The 255-nt window shown below is 52.2% G+C and carries 1 rRNA gene; it reads left to right on the forward strand.

Features of this window, described 5'->3' with window-relative positions:
• Positions 1-255, forward strand: a 16S ribosomal RNA gene (locus QSK07_RS22785); the annotation flags it as partial.

A 255-nucleotide genomic window follows, 5' to 3' on the forward strand; every position in this document is an offset into this window, starting at 1 on the left:
CCTGGGGAGTACGGCCGCAAGGTTAAAACTCAAATGAATTGACGGGGGCCCGCACAAGCGGTGGAGCATGTGGTTTAATTCGATGCAACGCGAAGAACCTTACCTACTCTTGACATCCAGAGAACTTAGCAGAGATGCTTTGGTGCCTTCGGGAACTCTGAGACAGGTGCTGCATGGCTGTCGTCAGCTCGTGTTGTGAAATGTTGGGTTAAGTCCCGCAACGAGCGCAACCCTTATCCTTTGTTGCCAGCGATT

Origin of the sequence: Pantoea sp. QMID4 (assembly GCF_030270445.1) — a bacterium.
GTDB lineage: Bacteria > Pseudomonadota > Gammaproteobacteria > Enterobacterales > Enterobacteriaceae > Pantoea > Pantoea vagans.